General features: G+C 68.8%; 16 protein-coding genes. 13 read left to right on the top strand and 3 right to left on the bottom strand.

Annotated elements, in window-relative coordinates; genetic code table 11:
* Positions 1 to 8 precede the first annotated feature (8 nt).
* Positions 9 to 1463, top strand: coding sequence for an NAD(P)-binding protein (locus tag AB7P10_RS14725; protein ID WP_428294598.1), 1455 nt, complete (start codon positions 9 to 11; stop codon positions 1461 to 1463).
* Between the two features lie 57 nt (positions 1464 to 1520).
* On the opposite strand, the gene AB7P10_RS14720 is transcribed toward AB7P10_RS14725, so the two are convergent.
* Entirely contained in the window at positions 1521 to 3002 is a 1482-nt protein-coding gene (locus AB7P10_RS14720) for a SulP family inorganic anion transporter (RefSeq protein WP_428294597.1), read from the bottom strand.
* Positions 3003 to 3377: 375 nt separating this feature from the next.
* Between AB7P10_RS14720 and AB7P10_RS14715 the strand changes: the two genes are divergently transcribed.
* The 11 genes from AB7P10_RS14715 to arsH all read left to right on the top strand — a co-directional run bounded on the left by AB7P10_RS14715 (position 3378) and on the right by arsH (position 14408).
* On the top strand, positions 3378 to 5045 hold the full coding sequence (locus AB7P10_RS14715; RefSeq protein WP_428294596.1) for a cation:proton antiporter: 1668 nt from the start codon (positions 3378 to 3380) through the stop codon (positions 5043 to 5045).
* Complete coding sequence (locus tag AB7P10_RS14710) at positions 5042 to 5944, top strand: universal stress protein (RefSeq protein WP_428294595.1); 903 nt, start codon at positions 5042 to 5044, stop codon at positions 5942 to 5944. The genes AB7P10_RS14715 and AB7P10_RS14710 overlap by 4 nt, the downstream gene beginning before the upstream one ends.
* On the top strand, positions 5941 to 7287 hold the full coding sequence (locus tag AB7P10_RS14705) for an SLC13 family permease (protein WP_428294594.1): 1347 nt from the start codon (positions 5941 to 5943) through the stop codon (positions 7285 to 7287). Before AB7P10_RS14710 ends, AB7P10_RS14705 begins: the two co-directional genes overlap by 4 nt.
* The gene (locus AB7P10_RS14700) at positions 7284 to 8879 is read left to right on the top strand and encodes a Na/Pi cotransporter family protein (RefSeq protein ID WP_428294593.1); all 1596 of its coding nucleotides are present in this window, start codon (positions 7284 to 7286) and stop codon (positions 8877 to 8879) included. The genes AB7P10_RS14705 and AB7P10_RS14700 overlap by 4 nt, the downstream gene beginning before the upstream one ends.
* Positions 8880 to 9015: 136 nt before the next feature.
* Positions 9016 to 10059 carry an ArsJ-associated glyceraldehyde-3-phosphate dehydrogenase gene (locus tag AB7P10_RS14695; protein ID WP_428294592.1) on the top strand — a complete coding sequence of 348 codons (1044 nt, stop codon included), beginning with the start codon at positions 9016 to 9018 and terminating at the stop codon, positions 10057 to 10059.
* Positions 10060 to 10061: 2 nt separating this feature from the next.
* Complete coding sequence (gene arsJ, locus AB7P10_RS14690) at positions 10062 to 11318, top strand: organoarsenical effux MFS transporter ArsJ (protein ID WP_428294591.1); 1257 nt, start codon at positions 10062 to 10064, stop codon at positions 11316 to 11318.
* Positions 11315 to 11641: an ArsR/SmtB family transcription factor gene (locus AB7P10_RS14685; RefSeq protein ID WP_428294590.1), complete on the top strand. Its 327-nt coding sequence runs from the start codon at positions 11315 to 11317 to the stop codon at positions 11639 to 11641. Before arsJ ends, AB7P10_RS14685 begins: the two co-directional genes overlap by 4 nt.
* Positions 11642 to 11664: 23 nt before the next feature.
* Positions 11665 to 12165, top strand: coding sequence for an arsenate reductase ArsC (locus AB7P10_RS14680; RefSeq protein ID WP_428294589.1), 501 nt, complete (start codon positions 11665 to 11667; stop codon positions 12163 to 12165).
* Positions 12166 to 12237: 72 nt separating this feature from the next.
* Positions 12238 to 13263 (top strand): ACR3 family arsenite efflux transporter, encoded by a 1026-nt coding sequence (gene arsB / locus AB7P10_RS14675; protein WP_428294588.1) that lies wholly within the window; start codon positions 12238 to 12240, stop codon positions 13261 to 13263.
* Positions 13264 to 13267: 4 nt separating this feature from the next.
* On the top strand, positions 13268 to 13705 hold the full coding sequence (gene arsC / locus AB7P10_RS14670; protein ID WP_428294587.1) for an arsenate reductase (glutaredoxin): 438 nt from the start codon (positions 13268 to 13270) through the stop codon (positions 13703 to 13705).
* Positions 13692 to 14408, top strand: a complete 717-nt coding sequence (gene arsH / locus AB7P10_RS14665) for an arsenical resistance protein ArsH (protein ID WP_428294586.1) — start codon at positions 13692 to 13694, stop codon at positions 14406 to 14408. The genes arsC and arsH overlap by 14 nt, the downstream gene beginning before the upstream one ends.
* Position 14409: 1 nt before the next feature.
* Here arsH and asd read toward each other — a convergent pair whose 3' ends face one another.
* Positions 14410 to 15300 carry an archaetidylserine decarboxylase gene (gene asd, locus AB7P10_RS14660; RefSeq protein WP_428294585.1) on the bottom strand — a complete coding sequence of 297 codons (891 nt, stop codon included), beginning with the start codon at positions 15298 to 15300 and terminating at the stop codon, positions 14410 to 14412.
* Between the two features lie 61 nt (positions 15301 to 15361).
* Here asd and AB7P10_RS14655 point away from each other — a divergent pair, with 61 nt between their 5' ends.
* Entirely contained in the window at positions 15362 to 17008 is a 1647-nt protein-coding gene (locus tag AB7P10_RS14655) for an aminotransferase class III-fold pyridoxal phosphate-dependent enzyme (protein ID WP_428294584.1), read from the top strand.
* A gap of 7 nt (positions 17009 to 17015) precedes the next feature.
* Here the strand turns inward: AB7P10_RS14655 and AB7P10_RS14650 are convergent, their stop codons facing one another.
* Entirely contained in the window at positions 17016 to 17618 is a 603-nt protein-coding gene (locus AB7P10_RS14650) for a hypothetical protein (RefSeq protein WP_428294583.1), read from the bottom strand.
* Between the last annotated feature and the right edge of the window lie 63 nt (positions 17619 to 17681).

Genomic DNA, 17681 nt, shown 5'->3' with positions numbered 1-17681 from the left:
AGATTGCGATGAGCGAACACTTGCTGGAGGCCGACTACGTGATCGTCGGCGCGGGCGCCGTGGGCATGGCCATGGCCGACACGCTCGTGGCCGAGACCTCGGCCCACATCGTCATCGTGGACCGCCGCGCCCGGCCAGGCGGCCACTGGAACGACGCCTATCCCTTCGTGCGCCTGCACGGCCCTTCGGCGATCTATGGCGTGAATTCGATGCCACTGGGCAACGGTCGCATCGACGAGGTAGGCCTGAACGCGGGCCTCAACGAACTGGCCAGCGGCACCGAGATCTGCGCCTACTACGACCGCGTGATGCGGGAACGCCTGCTGCCCAGCGGCCGTGTGAACTGGTTGCCGCTGCACGATGTGGATGAGGATGGCACGGCCATCTCGCTGGTGAATGGCCAGCGCCAGCGGCTGGTGGCACAGCGGCGCTGGGTGGACGCGACCCAGGCCGACACCCAGGTGCCCGCCACCCACGCGCCGCGCTTCGCCGTGGCCGAAGGCGTGACCTGCCTGACCCCGACCGAGCTGACGCAGTGGCGCCAGCCGGTGGCGGGGCACGTGATCGTCGGTGGTGGCAAGACCGCGATGGACACCGCCCTGTGGCTGCTGGAACACGGCGTGGACCCCGACACCATCACCTGGGTCCGGCCGCGCGAGGCCTGGCTGCTCAACCGCGCCAACGTGCAACCCACCGAAGCCTTCGCCCACCAGACGCTGGCCGCCATCGTGGCCGAGCTCGAGGCCGCGCGCGATGCCAGGTCGCTGCCCGACCTGTTTGCCCGACTGGAAGCGGCGCGGCTGCTGCAGCGCATCGACCCTACGGTGCAACCCACGATGTACCGCTGCGCCATCGTCAGCGAGGCCGAGCTGGCGCAGCTGCGCAGAATCAGGAACGTCGTGCGCATGGGCCATGTGCAGTCCATCGGAACCGACCGCATCGTCTTCGACCAGGGCGAGATCGCGACCACGGCCGGCCACGTGCATGTGCATTGCAGCGCGGGCGGCTTGCCGCGTGGTTCGGTGCAGGCCGTGTTCCAGGGCAACCGCATCGTTCCGCAGTACGTGCGCCGCTGCTCGCCCACCTTCAGCGCCGCGTTCATCGCGCACCTGGAAGCGACTGTGCACGACGAGAACGAGAAGAACGCGCTAAGCACACCGGTGCTGGTCCCGCAGGAGCCGATCGACTGGCTGCGCATGCACCTGCAGACGGCGCAAAACCAGTTGCGCTGGTCGCAGCGCCCGGAACTGCAGACGTGGTTGCGAAGCGCGCGGCTGGAGGCCTACACGGGCCTGTTCGAGAGCTTGCAGACGCGAGCCGACCCGGCGTGGGTGGCCCTGCAGGCCCGGCTGAAACAGGTTCGCGGACCCGGGCACGCACGCATGGCCGAACTGCTGAGCGATGCGGGTGCCAGCGTGCGCCGGGCTGCTCAGGTGGCGGCGTCCGCCACGCTCGGGCCGTAGGCCGGCTGGTCCCCGCAGGCCGGCACCTTCTTGTCGTCGGTCACGCCCGGTTCTCGTTCAGTGGCCCATGAGCAGGTCGCCGGCGCCTTCCTTGTCGTGCACGCCGAAGCGGTCCACCAGGGTGGCGCTGGCCTCGTTCAGGCCGATCAACTCGACCTCGGTGCCCTCACGGCGGAACTTGAGCACCGCCTTGTCCAGCGCGCTCACGGCGGTGATGTCCCAGAAGTGCGCGCGGCTCACGTCGATGCGCACCTTGTCGATGGCCTCCTTGTGGTTGAAGGCGTTGGCGAAGCGCTCGGCGCTGGCAAAGAACACCTGGCCCGTGACCTGGTAGTTTCGCGAGCGCCCTTCGTCCTCGCTGTGCGAGGTGACGCGCAGGATCTGGCCGACCTTGTGCGCGAAGAAGAAGCCCGAGAGCAGTACGCCGGTCAGCACACCCTGGGCGAGGTCGTGGGTGGCCACCGTCACGGCCACCGTCGCGAGCATGACCGCGCTGGAGCTCTTCGGGTGGTCGCGCAGGTTGCGGATGGAGCCCCAGTTGAAGGTGCCGATGGAGACCATGATCATCACGGCCACCAGGGCGGCCATGGGAATCCGCGCCACCCAGTCGCCCAGAAACACCACCAGGATGAGCAGCACCACGCCTGCGGTGAGCGTGGACAGGCGCCCGCGCCCGCCCGACTTCACGTTGATGACCGACTGGCCGATCATGGCGCAGCCCGCCATGCCGCCGATGAAGCCGGTGGCGATGTTGGCCACGCCCTGGCCCACGCACTCGCGGTCCTTGTCGCTGCGGGTGTCGGTGAGTTCGTCGACGATGGTCGCGGTCATCAGCGATTCGAGCAGGCCCACCACCATCAGCGTGAGCGAGTACGGGAAGATGATCTGCAGCGTCTCCCAGTTCAGCGGGATGTCCGGAATGAGGAACACCGGCAGGCTGTCGGGCAGTTCACCCATGTCGCCCACGGTGCGGATGTCCAGGTCCAGCGCGATGGCGAGCGCGGTGAGCACCACGATGGTCACGAGCGGTGAGGGCACGGCCTTGGTGATGTACGGCAGGCCGTAGATGATGACCAGGCCGGCCGCGGTCATGGCGTAGACGTGCCAGGTCACGTTCGTGAGCTCGGGCAGTTGCGCCATGAAGATCAGGATGGCCAGCGCGTTGACGAAACCGGTGACCACCGAGCGCGAGACGAAGCGCATGAGCGCGCCCAGCCGCACCCAGCCGGCGACCACCTGCAGCACGCCGGTGAGCACCGTCGCCGCCAGCAGGTATTGCAGTCCGTGGTCTTTCACCAGCGTGACCATCACCAGCGCCATGGCGCCGGTGGCGGCCGAAATCATGCCCGGGCGTCCGCCCACGAAGGCGATGATGGTGGCGATGGAGAAGGAGGCGTAGAGACCCACCTTCGGGTCCACCCCGGCAATGATGGAGAAGGCGATCGCCTCCGGAATGAGCGCGAGCGCGACGACCAGGCCCGCGAGCAGGTCGTTGCGCACGTTGGACAGCCAGTCCTGGCGAAGGGTTTGAAGGGACATGGAATGACGGCCCGCGCGGAGCGGGCGAAGGCGGGGCGGCAAGGGTGGGAAGGGTGTGACCGGACGGCGCCGGTCGGGCGGGGTGCGAGGCGGGCAGCGGCGCCGCCCGGCTGGGGATTACGGCGGCGTCACCGAGCAGAAGTACCCGCGTGGCAGGCCCCAGCCCGGGTACGACACCGGGGTGTGGGTGGAGGTTGCCACGGTATGTTGCACCGCGTCATTGTATCGGCAGGGGTTCAGGCGATGCGGCCAGCATGGCGCACGGAGCCCGGCTCGCAGGCATTGACGTGCGTCAACCGCCTGCGCGCGCGCATCACCGAACATGTACGCTCGCGCCGGATCGACACCGCCTCAACCTCCGCCTATCCTGCCCCCATGCCCGGCCCTTTCACCGAATTCGCCGTCCTCCTGCTGATCTGCGCACTGGCTGGCGCCGTCTTCGTGCGGCTGCGCCAGCCGGTTCTGATCGCCTACATCGTGGTCGGCATCGCGGTCGGGCCGGCAGGCCTGGGTCTTGTGACCGCGCACGACCAGATCGACCTGCTGGCGCAAGTGGGCGTGGCGGTGCTGTTGTTCGCGGTCGGCCTGAAGCTGGACCTGCACCATGTGCGCCACATCGGCCCGGTGGCACTGGCCACCGGCCTGGGTCAGCTGGCCTTCACCATCGTGATCGGATTCGCCCTGGTGCTGGCCCTGGGCAAGGGCGCGATGGAGGCCTTGTACGTGGCCGTGGCGCTGACGTTCTCCAGCACCATCATCATCGTCAAGCTGCTGTCCGACAAGCGCGAACTCGACAGCCTGCACGGTCGCATCGCGGTGGGTTTCCTGATCGTTCAGGACCTGGCGGTGGTGATCGCGATGATGACCATGAGCGCCTTGCGCAGCACCGGCGACGGGAGCGAAGGCGCCGCGGGCTGGATGGCGGTGCTGGTGTCCCTGTCGTGGCGGCTGGCGCTGGCGGCCGCGGCCCTGTACGTGCTGATGCGCTGGGTGCTGCCGGTGGTGGTGGCTTCGATGGCGCGTTCGCAGGAACTGCTGCTGGTCTTTGCCATTGCCTGGGGTGTGGCGCTGGCCGCACTGGGCGAGTGGGCGGGATTCAGCAAGGAGGCGGGTGCCTTCCTGGCCGGCTTTTCGCTCGCCTCCACACCCTACCGTGAGGCCATGAGCGCGCGGCTGACCGGTATCCGCGACTTCCTGCTGCTGTTCTTCTTCATCGACTTGGGCGCCAGGCTCGATTTTTCGACGCTCGGTGCCGAGGTGGTGCCGGCCATGGTGCTGTCGCTGTTCGTGTTGATCGGCAACCCGCTGATCGTGATGGCCATCATGGGGTACATGGGTTACCGCCGGCGCACCAGCTTCATGGCCGGTCTGACCGTGGCGCAGATCAGCGAGTTTTCGATCGTGTTCGTGGCCATGGGTATCACGCTCGGGCACGTGGGCGTGCAGGCCCTGGGGCTGACCACGCTGGTGGGTCTGGTGACGATCACCGTGTCGACCTACATGATCCTGTATGCCCAGCCCCTGTACGAGCGGCTGTCACCGTGGTTGCGGGTGTTCGAGCGCGACCACCCGATGCGCGAGATCGCGGCCGAGTCGCAACAGGACACGGTGCGCGACGCCCAGGCCATCGTGTTCGGGCTGGGTCGCTATGGCAGTCGCCTGTTCGAGCAACTGCATGCCGACGGTGTGGCGGTGGTCGGCGTCGACTTCGACCCCGAAGCCGTGCGCGCGCTGCAGGGCAAGGGCCTGCCGGTGCTGTTCGGCGACGGCGAGGACCCGGACTTCCTCGAAACCCTGCCACTGCGGCAGGCCGGCTGGGTGATCACGACCTTTCCGCAGTGGGAGTCCAACCGGGCGCTGTTGCATGCGCTGCAGGTGGTGCACTATCGCGGCCAGGTGGTGGGCGCGGTGCGCGACGCCGCCCACGGGCGCGCGCTGGCCGCCGCCGGCGTGGCCCAGGTGCTGAACCCGTTCGACGACGCGGCCGACCATGCGGCGGCACGTCTGGCGCACGACATCCATGAACAGGAGAAGACGACATGAGCAACCGGACATCGCTGGGCCCCATCCTCGCGGCCACCGACTTCTCGGCGCCCGCCCGGCACGCCGCCGAGCGCGCGGCCCGCCTGGCGCAGGAGACCGGTGCGGCGCTGACGCTGATGCACGTGCTGCCAGGCGGCGCGTTGCAGGAGCTTCGCCAGTGGCTGGGCAGCGGGCATGCGATGGAGCAGCAACTGCGTGACGATGCGGACCGGCAGCTCCAGGCAGCCATCGACGCGCTTCAGGCGGGCCGCCCGCTGAGCATCCGGGCGGTGCAAGCCACCGGGGTCCCGCCGCAGGAGATGGGCCGCGAGGCCGAGGCGCAGGATGCCGGCCTGCTCGTGGTGGGCGCGCGCGGCGCCGGCTTCCTGCGCCGCCTGGTGCTGGGCAGCACGGCCGAACGGCTGCTGCGCCGCACGACACGGCCCGTGCTGGTGGTGCGGCAGACACCGCACGAACCCTACCGCCGTGTGCTGGTGGCGTTGGACTTCTCGCCCTGGTCGGCCCATGCCGTTGCGCTGGCGCGGCAGGTGGCGCCACAGGCGCGGCTGGTGCTGTTCAACGCCTACCAGGTGCCGTTCGAGTCCAAGCTGCATTACGCCGGTGTCGATGCCGCGACGATCGACCACTACCGCCAGCAGGCCCGTGCGGACGCCATCCAGCGGGTCGGCTCGCTGGCGACGGCCAGCGGCCTGCAGCCGGGCGACTGGGAACCCTGCATCGTCGAGGGAGACGCCTCGCAGCGCATCGTCGAATTCGAGCAGGAAAAAGACTGCGACCTGGTCGTTCTGGGCAAACACGGCCGCTCGGCCACCGAGGACCTGCTGCTGGGCAGCGTCAGCAAGCATGTGCTGTCCGAAGGCAGCACCGACGTGCTGGTGTCAACGACGCGCGAGGCATGACCTGGCCTGCGGCGCCGCTGCTGCGCGCGCTGGGCTGCCTGGCGGTGGCCATGCTCGTTTATGGCAACGCACCGCAGCCGGAGGCGCTGCGCACCGGGCTGGCGCTGTTCGTGCTGATCGGTGGGCTGTGGATGACGCAGGCCTTGCACCTGAGCGTCACCGCCTTGCTGGTGCCCTTGCTGGCCACGCTCACGGGGCTGATGGACCTGCGCGCGGCGCTGGCGTCGTTCGCGCACCCCATCCTCTTCCTCTTCCTCGGTGGCTTTGCGCTCGCGGCGGCCTTGCGGCAGCAGGGGCTGGACCGCGCACTGGCGGTAGCCGTTCTGCGCCTGGCCGCGGGCCGGCGCGCCGCCGCAGTGGCGATGCTGTTCGGCCTCACGGCGCTGCTGTCGATGTGGATCAGCAACACGGCCACCGCCGCGATGATGCTGCCGCTGGCGATGGGTCTGATGCGCGAGGGAGACGGCGTGCGAGAGCGCAGCTTTGTGCTGCTGGGCGTGGCCTACAGCTCGAGCATTGGCGGCATCGGCACCCTGGTGGGCAGTCCGCCCAATGCCATCGCGGCGGCGCAGGTCGGCCTGGGCTTTGCCGAGTGGATGCGCATCGGCGTGCCCCTGGTGGTGGTGTTGCTGCCCTTGATGGTGGGGGTGCTGTTCCTCCTGCTGCGCCCGCGGCTGGGCGGACGGGAGCCCGCGCCTGCGGGGCCCATGCCTGCCGAGCCCTGGACCCGCATGCAGCGCATCACGCTGCTGGTGTTCGGCCTCACGGCCGCGGGCTGGATCGGTGCCGCGCCACTGGGCCGCGCGCTGGGCGTCGCGGCCGATGTGGACAGCGTCGTCGCGGTGGCTGCCATCGTGGCGCTGGTGGCCAGCGGCGCCATCACCTGGCCGCAGATCGAGCAGCGCACGCAGTGGGGTGTGCTGCTGCTGTTTGGCGGCGGGCTGGCACTGAGTGAGGTCATGGGCACCAGCGGTGCGAGCCGCTTCCTGGCCGGCGCGCTGACCGACACCTTGCAGGGCGCACCGACGGTGCTGTTGCTGCTGGGTGTGGTGGCCTTCGTGGTGTTCCTGACCGAGCTGGTGAGCAACACCGCCTCGGCGGCACTGCTGGTGCCCATCTTCCTCGGGGTGGCCGCCACACTGGGCTTGCCGCCGCCGCTGTTCGCGGTCGCCATTGCGGTCTCGGCGTCCTGTGCCTTCATGTTGCCCGTGGCCACGCCACCGAACGCGCTCGTCTACGCCACGGAGCAGGTGACGCAGGCCACCATGATGCGCTGCGGCCTGGTGCTGAACCTGGTCTGCATCGCGGTGATCACCGCGCTGGCCGCCGGGTTCCTCGCATGAGCACGCTCCAGACGCTGGGCCTGATGGCGGGCGGGCTGGGCCTGTTCCTGCTGGGCATGGGGTTGATGACCGATGGCCTGAGGCTGGCGGCCGGCCCTGCCCTGCACCGCATCCTCGCGGGTGCCACGCGCACCCGCATGCAGGCACTGGGTGCGGGTGCGCTGGTGACGACACTCGTGCAGTCGTCGAGCGCGGTCACCGTGGCCACGATCGGCTTTGTCAACGCCGGTCTGCTGGCGCTCGGGCCGGCCCTGTGGGTGCTGTTTGGCGCCAACGTCGGCACCACCATGACCGGCTGGATCGTGGCGCTGGTGGGCTTGAAGTTCCAGGTGGAGGCGCTGGCCATGCCCCTGGTGGGGCTGGGGGTCCTGTTGCGCCTGACCGGCGAGGGCCAGCGGCGCGGCGCCCTCGGCACCGCGCTGGCCGGCTTCGGCCTGCTGTTCATGGGCATCGCCTTGCTGCAGGAGGCCTTTGGCGGCTTCGCCGGGCAGCTCAGCCTGCCGCAGGGGGATGGTGCGGCAACCGTGCTGGCGCAACTGGCCATCGGTGTGCTGATGACGGTGCTGATGCAGTCGTCCAGCGCGGCCATGGCGATCACGCTCACCGCGGCGCAGGGCGGGCTGCTCGACATGCAAGGGGCGGCGGCGGTGGTCATTGGCGCCAACATCGGCACCACCGTGACGGCGGTGCTGGCCGCCATCGGTGCCACGTCGAACGCACGGCGTGCCGCCGTGGCCCATGTGGTCTTCAACCTGCTCACCGGCACCGTGGCTCTGCTGCTGCTGCCCTGGATCATGGTTGTGCTGGGCCAGGCCCGCGAGGCCCTCGACCTGCCGCCCGACCCGGCCGCCAAGCTGGCGCTGTTCCACACCGCCTTCAACGTGCTGGGCGTGCTGTTGATCTGGCCACTGGCCGAGCCTTTGACCCGCTGGCTCCTGCGGCGCTTCCGTGCCCGCGAGGAAGACGAAGCCCAACCCCGCTTTCTGGACGACAACGTGCTCGCGGTGCCGACCCTGGCGCTGGATGCGCTCGAACAGGAGGTGGCGCGAACCGGGCAGGTGGCGCACCGCATGACCCGGGGGGTACTGGCAGGCGCGGACCCGGCGGCGGTGGCCCGCGACCAGGTCGTCGTGGCGGGGCTCGATGCGGCGATCGAACGCTTTGTGGAACGGCTGCGGCGCACCGCCATGTCGCAGGCGTCCAGCGCCCGGTTGGCCCAGCTGCTGCGCGTGCAGCGCTACCACGAGACCTGCGCGGAGCAGGCACAGCTGGCCGCGGCATTGCCGTTGCCACCCCTTGGCGACCCGCCGCTGGTGGATGCCCACCTGGCGTTTGCCGGCGCCGCCCGGGCGTTGCTGGACCGCTGCGATCCGGTGCTCGGGGCTTCGGACCTCGAAGCCCTGGACGCGGACACGCGCGCCATGCATGCCCGCTACGAGGACCTGAAGGCCGCCCTGCTGACGTCGGGCGCCGCCGCGCGCCTGGCTTTGCCCGAGATGGAGCGCATGCTGCGGCGCTTCAGCGCGTTGCGCCGCGCTGTCGAGCAAGCCGCCAAGGCCCGGCAGCGGATCGGTGCCGGGCGCGTGGCCTGAAAGGAGGCGCCCGGTCTGCTGCCTTGACCCCAGGGTCGCCGGGTGTTTCCGGGGCTGTGTCACATCCCTGTCACGCATCCATGAGATAGTTCAACACTTGTTGAATCATTGCAGTGACTTCTGAACGGAGCAACACATGAAGGTGGGCATCAACGGCATGGGCCGCATGGGACGACTGGCGCTGCGCGCCGCCATGGGGGCCGCCGAGCGGCAGGACGACGACCCGCGCGCGGGCAACCGGCTGGAGGTGGTGCACCTCAACGAGATCAAGGGCGGGGCCGCCGCCACTGCGCACCTGCTGGCCTTCGACAGCGTGCAGGGCAAGTGGCGCGCCGACATTGCGGCCGAGGGCGAAGACGGCGTGCGCATCGGCCCGCACCGCATGGGCTTCAGCGCGCACGCCGCGCCCGGCGACATTCCCTGGGGCGATCTGGGCGTGGACCTGGTGCTGGAATGCACCGGCAAGTTCCTCACGCCTGAAACGATCCAGGGCCATCTGGACCGGGGGGCGAAGCGCGTCATCGTCGCCGCGCCGGTGAAGGTGGGCGGTGTGCTCAACATCGTCGTGGGCGTGAACCACACGCAGTACGACCCGGCGCGCGACCGCATCGTCACCGCGGCGTCCTGCACCACCAACTGCCTGGCGCCCGTGGTGCAGGTGGTGCACGAGGCCATCGGCATCCGCCATGGCCAGATCACCACGCTGCACAACCCGACCAACACCAACCTGGTGGTGGACGCGCCGCACAAGGACCTGCGCCGCGCCCGCAGCGCGCTGATGAGCCTGGCGCCGACGACCACCGGCAGCGCGACCGCCATCGCGCTGATCTATCCCGAACTCAAGGGCAAGCTCAACGGCCATGCGGTGCGCGTGCCGGCGCTCAATGCGTCGCTGACCGACTGCGTGTTCGAGCTCAAGCGCGAGACCACGGCCGAGGAGGTGAACGCGCTGTTCGAGAAGGCAGCGCAAGGCTCGCTGGCCGGCATCCTGGGCTACGAGACGCGCCCACTGGTGAGCGTGGACTACGCGCGCGACACGCGCTCCAGCATCGTGGACGCGCTCTCCACGCTGGTGACCGACGGCACGCTGCTCAAGGTCTACGCCTGGTACGACAACGAGATGGGCTATGCCTGCCGCATGGTCGACCTGGCCTGCCACATGCGCGAGGCGGGTATCTGAGCATGAACCACGCCGCGCGCAACTACGCCATCGTCACCGCCGCCTACTGGGGCTTCACGCTCACCGACGGCGCGCTGCGCATGCTGGTGCTGCTGCATTTCTACAAGCTCGGGTATTCGCCGTTCGCGCTCGCCTTTCTCTTCCTGCTCTACGAAGCCGCGGGCGTGCTGGCCAACCTCATCGGCGGCTGGCTCGCCACACGCTACGGCATCACACGCATGCTCACCGTGGGCCTGGTCACGCAGATCACCGGCTTCACCCTGCTCTCCCTGCTCGACCCGGGCTGGACGGCGGTCATGTCGGTCGCCTGGGTGGTGCTGGCGCAGGGCATCTGCGGCGTGGCGAAGGACCTGACCAAGACCGCGAGCAAGTCGGCGATCAAGGTGACGCAGGCGCAGGCGAAAGAGCAGGGCTCGGGCCAGCTGTTCAAGTGGGTGGCCTGGTTCACCGGCAGCAAGAACGCCATGAAGGGCGTAGGCTTTTTCCTTGGCGGTCTGCTGCTCGAAGCGTTCGGGCTCCGGGTGTCGCTCTGGTGCATGGCCGGCCTGCTTGCGCTGGTGCTGCTGGGCGTGCTCAGCTCGCTGCCGGCGATGATGGGCAAGAGCCAGGCGTCGAAGTCGGCGAAGGAGCTGTTCGCCAAGAGCGCCGGCATCAACGCCCTGGCCGCCGCGCGCGTGGTGCTGTTCGGTGCGCGCGACGTGTGGTTCGTGGTCGGCGTGCCGGTGTTCCTGTATTCGCAGGGCTGGACCTTCACCATGGTCGGGGGCTTCCTGGCGGCGTGGACGATCGGCTACGGCATGGTGCAGGCGCTCGCGCCGCAACTGGTGCGCCGCAGCACCGACGGGTTGAGCGCCGAGGTGCCCGCCGCGCGCCTGTGGTCCGCGCTGCTCGCGCTGGTGCCCATCGGCATCGCCGTGGCGGTGTACGCGCAGGTGCCGCACCTCGAATGGGTGGTGGTCGGTGGCCTGGGCGTGTTCGGTTTCGCCTTCGCGGTCAACTCGTCTGTGCACTCCTACCTGATCCTGGCCTACGCCGGTTCGGAAAAAGCCGCCGAGGACGTGGGCTTCTACTACGCCGCCAACGCGCTGGGCCGTTTCATGGGCACGCTCATGTCCGGCCTGCTGTACCAGTGGGGCGGCCTGCTGTACGTGCTGGCAGGGTCGGCCACGATGCTGGCGATCTGCTGGCTGCTCACGCTGCAACTGCCCATGACGAAGCAAGCCGATGTGCCCCTCGACCACCCAAGGACCGCGCCATGAACGAAGACGAAGTGATCCGCGCGCTCGGTGCGCTCGCGCAGGAAACGCGCCTGCGCATCTTCCGCATGCTGGTGGTGGCCGGGCCACAGGGGGTGCTGCCCGGCCACATGGCCGAGCAGCTGGGCACCTCGCCCACCGCGATCTCGTTCCACCTCAAGGAACTGGTGCATGCCGGCCTGGCCAGCAGCGAGCGCGACGGCCGACACCTGATCTACCGCGCCAGCTTTGACCGGATGAACGGGCTGCTGGGCTTTCTCACCGCGCACTGCTGCGAAGGGCAGCCGTGTGAAGTCAATGCGGTCGTCTGCACCGACTGTTCCTGAACCCTCCCCACCGAAAGGTCCCCATGTCGAAGTCCAGCTACAACGTCCTCTTCATCTGCACCGGCAACTCGGCGCGCAGCATCATGGCCGAGGCCATCCTGAACCAGCAGGGCGCGGGCCGTTTCCGCGCGTACAGCGCGGGCAGCCACCCGGCCGGACAGGTCCACCCGCGCGCCATCGATCTGCTGGCGCGCAACCGTTTCAAGACGGAAGGCCTGCGCAGCAAGAACTGGAGCGAGTTCGCCGCGGCCGACGCGCCGCATATGGACTTCGTGCTGACCGTGTGCGACAAGGCTGCCGGCGAGATCTGCCCGGTCTGGCCGGGTCAACCGATGTCGGCGCACTGGGGTGTCGAAGACCCCGCATCGGTCAAGGGCGGCGAGGAGGTGATCCAGCGCGCGTTCAACGACGCCTTCATGGTCCTGAGCCGGCGCGTGGCGCTGTTGACCGTGCTGCCCATCGAGAAGCTCGATCGCCTGGCGCTGAAAAAGGAACTGGCCGGCATCGGGCAGGTCCGCGCCTGATCGACAATGCTTGCTGGAGCCCGGGCGCGCACCGCGCCCGGGCCTTTTGTTTTCTCTCAAGGGCGGTTGCGCATGGGATTGTTCGAACGGTATCTGACGGTCTGGGTGGCGCTGGGCATCCTGCTGGGTGTGGGGCTCGGCCTGGCCGGCCCCGCGGTGTTCCAGGCGGTGGCGGCGCTGGAGGTGGCGCAGGTCAACCTGGTGGTGGCGGTGTTCATCTGGGTGATGATTTACCCGATGATGATCCAGATCGACTGGCATGCCGTGCGCGACGTCCGCAAGAAGCCGCAGGCGCTGCTGCTGACCCTGGTGGTCAACTGGCTCATCAAGCCCTTCACCATGGCCGCCCTGGGCGTGCTGTTCTTCCACCACCTGTTCGCGCCCTGGGTCGACCCGGCCTCGGCGAACGAGTACATCGCCGGCATGATCCTGCTGGGCGTGGCGCCCTGCACGGCCATGGTGTTCGTCTGGAGCCAGCTCGTCAAAGGCGATGCGAGCTACACGCTGGTGCAGGTCTCGGTGAACGACCTCATCATGGTCGTGGCCTTCGCGCCCATCGCGGCCTTCCTGCTGGGCGTGACGGAGCTCACCGTGCCCTGGGAAACGCTGCTGCTCTCCACCATGCTCTACGTCGTGCTGCCGCTGCTGGCCGGCCTGGCCACGCGGCATCTGCTGGTGCGCCGCTCCGACCACGCCGTGGGCGATTTCGTGGCGCGGCTCAAGCCCTGGTCGATCGCCGGGCTCATCGCCACCGTGGTGCTGCTGTTCGGCTTTCAGGCGCGCACCATCGTCGCGCAGCCGCTGGTGATCGCACTCATCGCCGTGCCGCTGGTGCTGCAGTCCTACGGCATCTTCTTCATTGCCTGGTGGGGCGCGAAATGGCTGCGGCTGCGGCACGACATCGCCGGCCCGGCCTGCCTGATCGGCACCTCCAACTTCTTTGAACTGGCCGTGGCGGTGGCCATCTCGCTGTTCGGCCTGAACTCGGGCGCGGCGCTGGCCACGGTGGTCGGCGTGCTGGTCGAGGTGCCGGTGATGCTTTCGCTGGTGGCCCTCATCAACGCCCGCCGCCCCACGGAACACCTTGCAGGAGCATGAGGCCATGAAGCCCACGGTCACGATCTACCACAACCCCGCCTGCGGCACCTCGCGCAACGTGCTCGCGCTGATCCGCAACAGCGGCGAGGAACCGCAGGTCATCGAATACCTCAAGACACCACCGGACCGCGCGACGCTGCAGCGCCTGGTGGCCGACATGGGCGGCACGGTGCGCGACATCCTGCGCGAGAAGGGCACGCCCTACGCCGAGCTGGGCCTGGGTGCCGCGCATTGGAGCGATGAGCAGTTGCTCGACTTCATCGGCCAGCACCCGATCCTGATGAACCGGCCCATCGTGGTCACGCCGCTGGGCACGCGCCTGTGCCGGCCCTCCGAGTTGGTGCTCGACATCCTGCCGCGGCCGCAGCAGGGCGCCTTCAGCAAGGAGGATGGCGAGCGCGTGGTGGATGACAAGGGGGTGCGCATTCATGGCCCCCGTTGACCTGCCCCAACTCGATCACGGGTCCTTCCGGGTGCTCGATGCCCAGCGCCTTCGCCCCGTTCAGGCGTCGACGCACGCGCCGCGTTTCCTGCTGCTCTACGGTTCGTTGCGCGCGCGCTCGTTCAGCCGCCTGGTGGTGGAGGAATCGGCCCGCCTGCTGCAGGCCATGGGTGCCGAGACGCGCGTGTTCAACCCCAGCGGCCTGCCGCTGCCCGACGACGCGCCCGAGACGCACCCCAAGGTGGCGGAACTGCGTGCCCTCGCGGCCTGGGCCGAAGGCATGGTGTGGTGCTCGCCCGAGCGCCACGGCGCCATGACCGGCATCATGAAGGCGCAGATCGACTGGATCCCGCTCTCGCTCGGCGCGGTGCGGCCCACGCAGGGCAAGACGCTGGCGGTGATGCAGGTCAGCGGCGGTTCGCAGTCGTTCAACGCGGTCAACCAGATGCGCGTGCTCGGCCGCTGGATGCGCATGTTCACCATCCCCAACCAGTCGTCCATCGCCAAGGCCTGGCAGGAATTCGATGAGCACGACCGCCTGAAGCCTTCGGCGTACTTTGATCGTGTGGTGGACGTGCTGGAAGAACTGGTGAAGTTCACCTTGCTCACGCGCGACGTGGCGCCCTACCTGGTGGACCGCTACAGCGAGCGCAAGGAAAGCGCCGAACAGCTCATGCGACGCGTGAACCAGGCGGCGATCTGACTCAGTGCGGGGCGCGTTGCAGCAGCGCCTCGCCCATGCGGATGAGGTGACCGGTCTCGATGCCATCGCACAGCGCAAAGCCCTGGGGCGTGAACACCAGGATGGTCGAGCCGTGCTCGAACCAGCCCATTTCCTCGCCCTTGTCGTAGCGCGCGTTGCAGGGCAGCTCGTGCGGGCCGCGGTACTGCGCGTTGAGCGCCACGTCCACCGCGCGCAGCCGCATGCTGGCCACCAGGATGGCCGCCACCGGCACCAGCAGCAGCGGCGTGCCGTCGTCCAGCCGTGCGTGCAGCGCGGCGCGCTCGTTCTTGCAGAACAGGCGCTCGATGCGCTTCAAGGCGATGGGGTTCACGTTCCAGGTGTCGCCGCTGTGGTAGGTCACGTGTTCCAGCGTGAGCGCGGCGGGGGCGTGGAAGCGGTGGTACATGCTGGAGGTCAGGCGCAGCGTGACGTAGTGGCCGCCGCGCAGGGAGTCGATCAGCGCGCGCGCACGCGCACCGCTGCCGAGCAGGTCGGTGAGTGGGTACGGAAAGCCCTTGGCCTGAAACACCTGGGCGCCTGCGTCGTCGCCGATGCGCCCGCAGGCGCCCACGATCGCGTCGCAGGGGCTGGCCAGCACCCGGGGGCGCGGGTCGACGGGCCGCAGGCCGGGCCGCAGTTCGCGCACGAAGCAGTCGTGCAGGCTGTCAAACGCGGTCTTCTTCGCCTCGCTCAGGTCCAGGTCGGTGAAGGCGCGCCACACCGCCATGGAGGTGCCGCGCACCCAGGGGTGGCGGATCCGGCTGAACCAGCCCATGAAGCGCGTGAGCGCCGCGCGCGGCACGCGGTTGGTCAGCAGGAAGTTGATGTCCTCGTGGAGGGCGAGGCGCTGGAGCTGTCTTGCAATGTTCATACGTGCGTCATGTGGGCGACCTACAAACGACACACATCAACCGCCCTGGAGCGAGTGCCGCATGTCCTATCTTTCCTATGCCCTTCCGCTGGGCTCTCTGGTGCTGGCCTTGCCCTACCTGCGCCAGCGCCTGCAGCTCTCGCGCGCCAAGCACCGCTCGCTCGCGGGCCATTCGCGCATGGCCAAACGCCTGGCAGGCTGGTTGCCGGGCTATGCCTGGGACGAGACCCGCTTCTTCGATTGCGACGGCGCGCCCGAGGACATCGCCCGCCTGCGCAGAACCTCGTTCGAGATGCTCTGCGCCGGCTACGCCCAGCGCTACGAGAAGAGCCTGGCCCTGAGCGCCCAGGCCCGCGAAGGCCTGGCCGACCTGCAGTTCACCGGCAGCTACCGCGTGCCCTTCCCGTTCAGCCCCCTGGTGCGCGAGCGCCTGAAGGTAGGCGCGTTCGTGCAGTCCGCCGACGGTTGCAGCGTCACCGACCTCGACGGCAACCGCTTCATCGACCTCACTGGCTCGTACGGTGTGAACGTGTTCGGCGTCGACTTCTACAAGGCCTGCATGGAAGAGGGCGCGCGGATGGGCGCCGCGCTCGGGCCGGTGCTCGGTGCCTACCACCCTTGCGTGGCCGACAACATTGAGCGGCTCAAAACCATCTCCGGCATGGACCAGGTCTCGTTCCACATGTCGGGCACCGAGGCGGTCATGCAGGCCGTTCGGCTGGCGCGCTACCACACGCGGCGCAAGCACCTGGTGCGCTTCTGCGGCGCCTACCACGGCTGGTGGGAGGACGTGCAACCCGGCCCCGGCAACCCGATGCCGCCGCGCGAGACCTACACGCTCAAGGACATGGACGACAGGAGCCTGCAGGTGCTGCGCACGCGGCGCGACATTGCCTGCGTGCTGGTCAACCCGCTGCAGGCCCTGCACCCCAACCGCAACGCACCGGGCGACTCCACGCTGGTCGACGGCAGCCGCACGGCCGGCTACGACCGCGCGGCCTACACCGCGTGGTTGAAGCGGTTGCGCGAGGTCTGCACCGAGCGCGGCATCGTGCTGATCTTCGACGAGGTGTTCCTGGGCTTCCGGCTCGCGCCCGGCGGCGCGCAGGATTACTTCGGCGTGCGCGCCGACATGGTCACCTACGGCAAGACACTCGCCGGGGGCTACCCCGTGGGCGTCGTCTGCGGGCGCGCCGACCTGATGCAGCGCTTTCGCCCCGAACGCCCGGCCGACGTGTGCTTCGCGCGCGGCACCTTCAACGCCCATCCCTATGTGATGGGTGGCATGAACGCCTTCCTGCGGCGCCTGCAGACGCCCGAGGTGCAGGCGATGTACGCGGACCAGGACGCGAAGTGGGACGCGCGCGCGAAGTGCTTCAACGACGCCATGGCCGCGCACGGGTTCCCGGTGCGCGCGGCCCACCTGCAGAGCATCTGGACACTGACCTACACGCAGCCCGGCCGCTACCACTGGATGTACCAGTACTTCCTGCGCTGGCACGGGCTGGCCTTGAGCTGGGTGGGCACGGGGCGCTTCATCTTCGGCCTGAACCTGCATGACGATGAATTCGAGGAGGTGTTGCGGCGTTGCGTGGCGGCGGCGCAGGACATGCAGACACAGGGCTGGTGGTGGACGGCGCCTGCGCTGACGCACAAGGCGATCCGCCGTCAGGTGCTGCGCGAGATGTGGCGGCACCTGCGGGGCTAGAGGCCGATCACTTCACGGCCACGCCCGGGTCGATCAGCTGGCCGCGCAGCAGGTACAGCGGCGCGCGGTGATACAGCTTGATGTCGTGGAACGGGTCGGTCAGGATCTTGGTCATCCACACCAGGCCGGTCTTCGCGTCGAAGAGGAAGAACAGGTGCACGGTGCGGAACAGCAGGCCGCCCGCGCCCAGCGCGAGCCACAGCGCGCCAACGTGGCGGATGAAGCCGGTGTTGTCGGTGTGAGGCTCGAACAGGCCGAACACGCCGGGCACCGCCCACACCAGCAGCGGCGTGCCCGCCCACAGGGCCATCAGCACCACCTTGCGGCGCAGGTTGTAGCCGACCTTGATCTCTTCCTTGTATTCGTGCGTGGCCTGGTTCACATGGTCGTAGCCCTTGGGTTCGAAGAAGAAGTGGCCCGCCTGGCGGCTCGTCATCGACACCAGCCAGGCGATCAGCGCCGAAAGGATCGGGTCCGTCCACAGCAGCGCATAGGCCACCACGAAGCTCACCGCGCTGACCAGATGCAGCGTCTGGTTGATGCGGCTGTGGTGGTAGTAGCGGTGGTCGTCCCAGCGCTGGATGTCCAGGGTCTTGAAGAAGTCGTTCACGAAGGGCTCCAGTGGGTTGCAGTCGGAGGGAAGGCGTCAAACGCATGACATGGTCCTGTCGGC

It is taken from the genome of Hydrogenophaga sp. (genome assembly GCF_050182545.1).
Classification (GTDB): domain Bacteria; phylum Pseudomonadota; class Gammaproteobacteria; order Burkholderiales; family Burkholderiaceae_C; genus Hydrogenophaga.
The sequence above is the reverse complement of the archived record's forward strand: the minus strand, read 5'-3'. Positions and strand labels throughout refer to the sequence as shown.

Coding starts and splice junctions, on each gene's coding strand:
- AB7P10_RS14705 (WP_428294594.1), top strand. CDS start 5,941: ATGACCTGGCCTGCGGCGCCGCTGCTGCGCGCGCTGGGCTGCCTGGCG.
- AB7P10_RS14725 (WP_428294598.1), top strand. CDS start 9: ATGAGCGAACACTTGCTGGAGGCCGACTACGTGATCGTCGGCGCGGGC.
- asd (WP_428294585.1), bottom strand. CDS start 15,300: ATGAACATTGCAAGACAGCTCCAGCGCCTCGCCCTCCACGAGGACATC.
- arsB (WP_428294588.1), top strand. CDS start 12,238: ATGGGATTGTTCGAACGGTATCTGACGGTCTGGGTGGCGCTGGGCATC.
- arsH (WP_428294586.1), top strand. CDS start 13,692: ATGGCCCCCGTTGACCTGCCCCAACTCGATCACGGGTCCTTCCGGGTG.
- AB7P10_RS14655 (WP_428294584.1), top strand. CDS start 15,362: ATGTCCTATCTTTCCTATGCCCTTCCGCTGGGCTCTCTGGTGCTGGCC.
- AB7P10_RS14695 (WP_428294592.1), top strand. CDS start 9,016: ATGAAGGTGGGCATCAACGGCATGGGCCGCATGGGACGACTGGCGCTG.
- AB7P10_RS14720 (WP_428294597.1), bottom strand. CDS start 3,002: ATGTCCCTTCAAACCCTTCGCCAGGACTGGCTGTCCAACGTGCGCAAC.
- arsJ (WP_428294591.1), top strand. CDS start 10,062: ATGAACCACGCCGCGCGCAACTACGCCATCGTCACCGCCGCCTACTGG.
- AB7P10_RS14710 (WP_428294595.1), top strand. CDS start 5,042: ATGAGCAACCGGACATCGCTGGGCCCCATCCTCGCGGCCACCGACTTC.
- arsC (WP_428294587.1), top strand. CDS start 13,268: ATGAAGCCCACGGTCACGATCTACCACAACCCCGCCTGCGGCACCTCG.
- AB7P10_RS14700 (WP_428294593.1), top strand. CDS start 7,284: ATGAGCACGCTCCAGACGCTGGGCCTGATGGCGGGCGGGCTGGGCCTG.
- AB7P10_RS14715 (WP_428294596.1), top strand. CDS start 3,378: ATGCCCGGCCCTTTCACCGAATTCGCCGTCCTCCTGCTGATCTGCGCA.
- AB7P10_RS14685 (WP_428294590.1), top strand. CDS start 11,315: ATGAACGAAGACGAAGTGATCCGCGCGCTCGGTGCGCTCGCGCAGGAA.
- AB7P10_RS14680 (WP_428294589.1), top strand. CDS start 11,665: ATGTCGAAGTCCAGCTACAACGTCCTCTTCATCTGCACCGGCAACTCG.